The sequence below is a fragment of the Lutibacter sp. HS1-25 genome, assembly GCF_004121075.1.
Classification (GTDB): Bacteria; Bacteroidota; Bacteroidia; order Flavobacteriales; family Flavobacteriaceae; genus Lutibacter.
Genome location: NZ_RHLN01000158.1, coordinates 2,501 through 6,931, shown reverse-complemented (window position 1 = coordinate 6,931; position 4,431 = coordinate 2,501). Strand labels below are relative to the sequence as shown.

3 protein-coding genes (1 of these 3 running past the window's edge) are annotated in these 4,431 nt (G+C 34.5%); all 3 read right to left on the bottom strand.

Going from position 1 to position 4,431, the window contains the following annotated elements; genetic code table 11:
- Positions 1–576: 576 nt before the first annotated feature.
- Tightly spaced (at most 58 nt apart), the 3 genes in view from murA to EC396_RS16075 form a layout consistent with a single transcriptional unit that may run on beyond the window.
- Positions 577–1,884, bottom strand: a complete 1,308-nt coding sequence (gene murA, locus EC396_RS16085; RefSeq protein WP_129367881.1) for a UDP-N-acetylglucosamine 1-carboxyvinyltransferase — start codon at positions 1,882–1,884, stop codon at positions 577–579.
- 8 nt (positions 1,885–1,892) lie between these two features.
- Positions 1,893–2,525: a DUF4290 domain-containing protein gene (locus EC396_RS16080; RefSeq protein WP_129367880.1), complete on the bottom strand. Its 633-nt coding sequence runs from the start codon at positions 2,523–2,525 to the stop codon at positions 1,893–1,895.
- A gap of 58 nt (positions 2,526–2,583) precedes the next feature.
- Positions 2,584–4,431, bottom strand: the 3' portion of a protein-coding gene (locus EC396_RS16075) for an ATP-dependent helicase (RefSeq protein ID WP_129367879.1). It continues 480 nt past the right edge of the window; 1,848 of the gene's 2,328 nt are visible here — the last part of the coding sequence; its start codon lies beyond the right edge, outside the window; its stop codon occupies positions 2,584–2,586.

The window sequence follows — 4,431 nt, the reverse complement described above, 5'->3', positions numbered from 1 at the left end:
TGTTTCAATGGAGCCTCGCGGAATTGAAATGTATCGAGAAGCTCCTCACTTCTATCCCGTTCTAGATACACCTTCACTGCGTTGCGGCACTTGAACTGATGTTGTTTTTCTATTCATCACTCATTTTTATTATCGTCACTTCGAGTGTTTCAATGGAGCCTCGCGGAATTGAAATGTATCGAGAAGCTCCTCACCCCTAACTGCTCTCGATACACCTTCACTGCGTTGCGGCACTCGAACTGATGTTGTTTTTCTATTCATCACTCATTTTTATTATCGTCACTTCGAGTGTTTCAATGGAGCCTCGCGGAATTGAAATGTATCGAGAAGCTCCTCACTTCTATCCCGTTCTAGATACACCTTCACTGCGTTGCGGCACTTGAACTGACGGTATCATTGGCAGATTTCACATCAAGTGCGAGATGACGGTGTTTTTTTTATTATTCATTTTTCACTATTCATTGTTAATTATCCAAGCTTGGCTAACTGAATACTTAAAAAATAAAAGATTCCCAGTTAAACTAGGAATCTTTTATTTTTTGCTTTGGACTTTGGACTTTCAACTTTCCAGTTAAATCAATCGATTCTGGTTATTTTTGCTCCAATGGCTTTTAAGCGCCCGTCTATGTCTTCGTAACCTCTGTCTATTTGCTCTATGTTGTGAATGGTACTTTTACCAGTTGCTGAAAGTGCTGCTATTAACAACGAAATTCCTGCTCTAATATCTGGTGAAGTCATTGTAGTTGCTTTTAAACTTGACTCGTGATTCATACCAATAACAGTTGCTCTGTGTGGATCGCATAGGATAACTTTTGCACCCATATCTATTAGTTTATCAACAAAGAACAAGCGGCTTTCAAACATTTTTTGATGAATCAATACACTTCCTTTTGCCTGTGTTGCCACAACTAAAACAATGCTTAATAAATCTGGTGTAAATCCAGGCCAAGGTGCATCTGAAATTGTTAAGATAGAACCATCAATAAAGTTTTGTATTTCGTAACTGTCTTGTGCTGGTATAAATATATCGTCTCCTCTTTTTTCTAATTTAATTCCTAATTTTTCAAAAACACGTGGAATCAAACCTAAATCTGGCCAACTTACATCTTTAATGGTTAATGACGATTTGGTCATAGCAGCCATTCCAATCCAGCTACCTATTTCAACCATATCTGGTAAAATTCTAAGCGCACAACCTTTTAAACTTGTAACCCCTTCAATTATTAGTAAATTAGAGCCAACACCTCTTATTTTTGCACCCATACTATTCAACATTTTACACAATTGTTGTAAATATGGTTCACAAGCTGCGTTGTAAATTGTTGTAATTCCTTTTGCCAATACAGCAGCCATTACTATGTTGGCTGTACCAGTTACAGAAGCTTCATCTAACAACATATAAGTACCTACCAATTGGTCTGCTTCAACACCGTAAAAATTTTCGTCTTTATTGTATCTAAACGTAGCACCTAATTTGATAAACCCTTCAAAATGAGTATCTAGTCTTCTTCTTCCTATTTTATCACCTCCCGGACGTGGAATATATCCCTTGCCAAAACGCGCTAATAATGGTCCAACTATCATAATAGAACCTCTTAAAGAGCTTCCATCTTTTTTAAATTTATCTGATTCTAAGTATTTTAAATCAATATCATCTGCTTGAAATGTATAAGTGTGTGAAGCTATTTTTTCAATTTTCACACCCAATTCTCCTAAAATAAAAATCAATTTATTAACATCAATGATGTCTGGAACGTTGCTAATGGTGACTTTTTCGGGTGTTAATAAAACGGCACAAATTACTTGTAAAGCCTCGTTTTTTGCACCTTGAGGAGTAATACTGCCATTTAATTTATGACCTCCTTCTATTACAAATGTTGCCATGTAAAATATTAATTAGATTTGTAGTTTTTCTTTTTTTGATCGTTTCGACCTTTGTTGTTAGATGGCTTTCTTTTTCTGTTGAAATCTTTAATTTCACTTAAAGCTTCGTCTCTATTCACCAAATTGATTTTATTGTGAGACAATTCTTTCAAATGTTCAAAAATTACGGCATCATCAACAGTATCTTTGTTCCAGTTTAAATAGCATTTTTTCATATGATTTGCAATTGCAAAATACAATGCTTCACGTGCTTCACCTTCTTCCCAAGTTAAAGCCACATCAATCATAGTTTGAATGTTATTTCCGTAAAAACGGTATTTTGAAGCTGATTTAGGATAAGCCAAAGCTTCTGGTTTTGCTTCTAATTCGGCTCTTTCTGGTTTTTCATAAGGCGAATCAACCTCCAATTTAAAATCGGACATAATAAAAAGCTGATCCCATAATTTATGCTTAAAATCAGGCACATCTCTTAAATGAGGCTGTAAATTTCCCATAACATCAACAATAGCTTTTGCCATTGTGTTGCGCTCTTCAATATTTTCCAAAGCAATACAATGATCTACTAATTTTTGTATGTGTCTTCCGTATTCTGGAATAATTAAATGTGGTCTTTCACAGTTATATTCTAAATCAAATTCCATGGTTCTATTTTCTATATTTTTGCAAATTACAATATAATAATTGGTTTTACAATGTAATTTAGCCTATTATTCTAAGCTTTGCGAATTGTAGTAACAACTTTTTTACACCTACCGATGCAAATCTAATTTCTGCTTTTTGATTGGCTCCCGAACCTTCTAAACTCAATACTTCTCCGCGTCCAAATTTGGTATGCTCAACAATAGCGCCAACACTTACATCGCTGTCAAACAAATTACTGGCAGCTGTTGGGTTTTTAGTTACTTTTTTAAGATTTTTTGGTGGTTGAAACGCTACTTTTGGTGCCATTGGCTTTTTTGTAGGTGGCCTTTGTACTGGTTTTTTAAACCGAACCAAATTTTGTGGAACGCTTCCAAAAATATCTTCGTTTATAAATTTACTTTGCGTTTTTACGGGTTCGCTTGGCGATAAATCTTCTAAGTATTTTTCGTCTATTTCTTCTAAAAAACGACTTGGTTCACAATCTACCAATTTTCCCCATCGGTAACGCATTTGCGCATGGGTTAAATAAGCTTGTTTTTCGGCACGTGTTAAAGCAACATAAAACAACCTGCGCTCTTCTTCCAACTCACTTCGTGTATTCATACTCATTGCTGAAGGAAATAAATTTTCTTCCAAACCAACTATGTATACATATGGAAATTCTAACCCTTTTGCCAAGTGAATAGTCATTAACGATACACGCGGCTTGTCATCTTTTACAGCCACATCCGAACTGGTTTCTAAGGCTGCTGTTTCTAAAAAAACTGCCAAAGAATCATCTTCTTCTTTTTCTTTTTGTTCTTCGGTAAAGTTTTTCGCCTTGTTTAAAATCTCCTGAACATTTTCAACTTTACTAACACCTTCTGGAGTGCCATCCTTTTCTAAATCTTTAATCAAACGCACTTGTTTAATCACAAATTCTGCAACTTCAAAAGCATTTTTTGTTTGGGCTTCAATTTGAAAATGCTGAATCATAGTTACAAAGTTTTGCAACTTGGTTTTGATACTCGAATTTAAATTTAAATCAACTTTGTCTAAATTTTGTAAAACTTCAAAAATCGATTTTTTATAGTGATTAGCAGCAACAGCAATTTTATCTAAAGTAGTTGCTCCAATACCTCTTGCCGGGTAATTGATGATTCGCTTTAAAGCTTCCTCGTCGTTTGGATTGATTAAAATACGCAAATAGGCAACTACATCTTTAATTTCTTTACGTTGATAAAATGAAATTCCACCGTAAATAATATAGTCAATATCTTTTTCTCTCAAAGCATCTTCAATAGCTCTGGATTGTGCGTTGGTTCTGTATAAAATGGCAAAATCAGAGTTTTTTAATTGCTCATTCATTTTGTTTTCAAAAATAGAACTCGCTACAAAACGACCTTCTGTAACTTCATTAATCGTTTTCTTAACCTTTATTTTTGAACCCTCACTATTGTCGGTCCAAACCTCTTTATCTAACCTGGTTTTGTTTTTTTCAATAACACTATTTGCAGCCTCTACAATATTTTTTGTAGATCTGTAATTTTGTTCCAATTTAAATATCTTAACACCATCATAATCACGTTGGAAATTTAAAATATTTTGAATATTAGCACCCCTAAAAGCATAAATACTTTGAGAATCGTCGCCTACCACACAAATATTTTGAAATCTGTCTGCCAAGGCTTTTACAATTAAATATTGCGAATGGTTGGTATCCTGGTACTCATCTACCAAAATATATTTAAATCGGTCTTGATATTTTGCCAACACCACAGGAAAACGCGTCAATAACTCATTGGTTCTTAACAACAAATCATCAAAATCCATCGCACCAGCTCTAAAACAACGATCTACATATTGATGGTAAATTTCACCAATCTTAGGGCGTTGTGCCATTTTATCGGCTTCTATCAATTCTGG

Coding starts and splice junctions, on each gene's coding strand:
- murA (WP_129367881.1), bottom strand. CDS start 1,884: ATGGCAACATTTGTAATAGAAGGAGGTCATAAATTAAATGGCAGTATT.
- EC396_RS16080 (WP_129367880.1), bottom strand. CDS start 2,525: ATGGAATTTGATTTAGAATATAACTGTGAAAGACCACATTTAATTATT.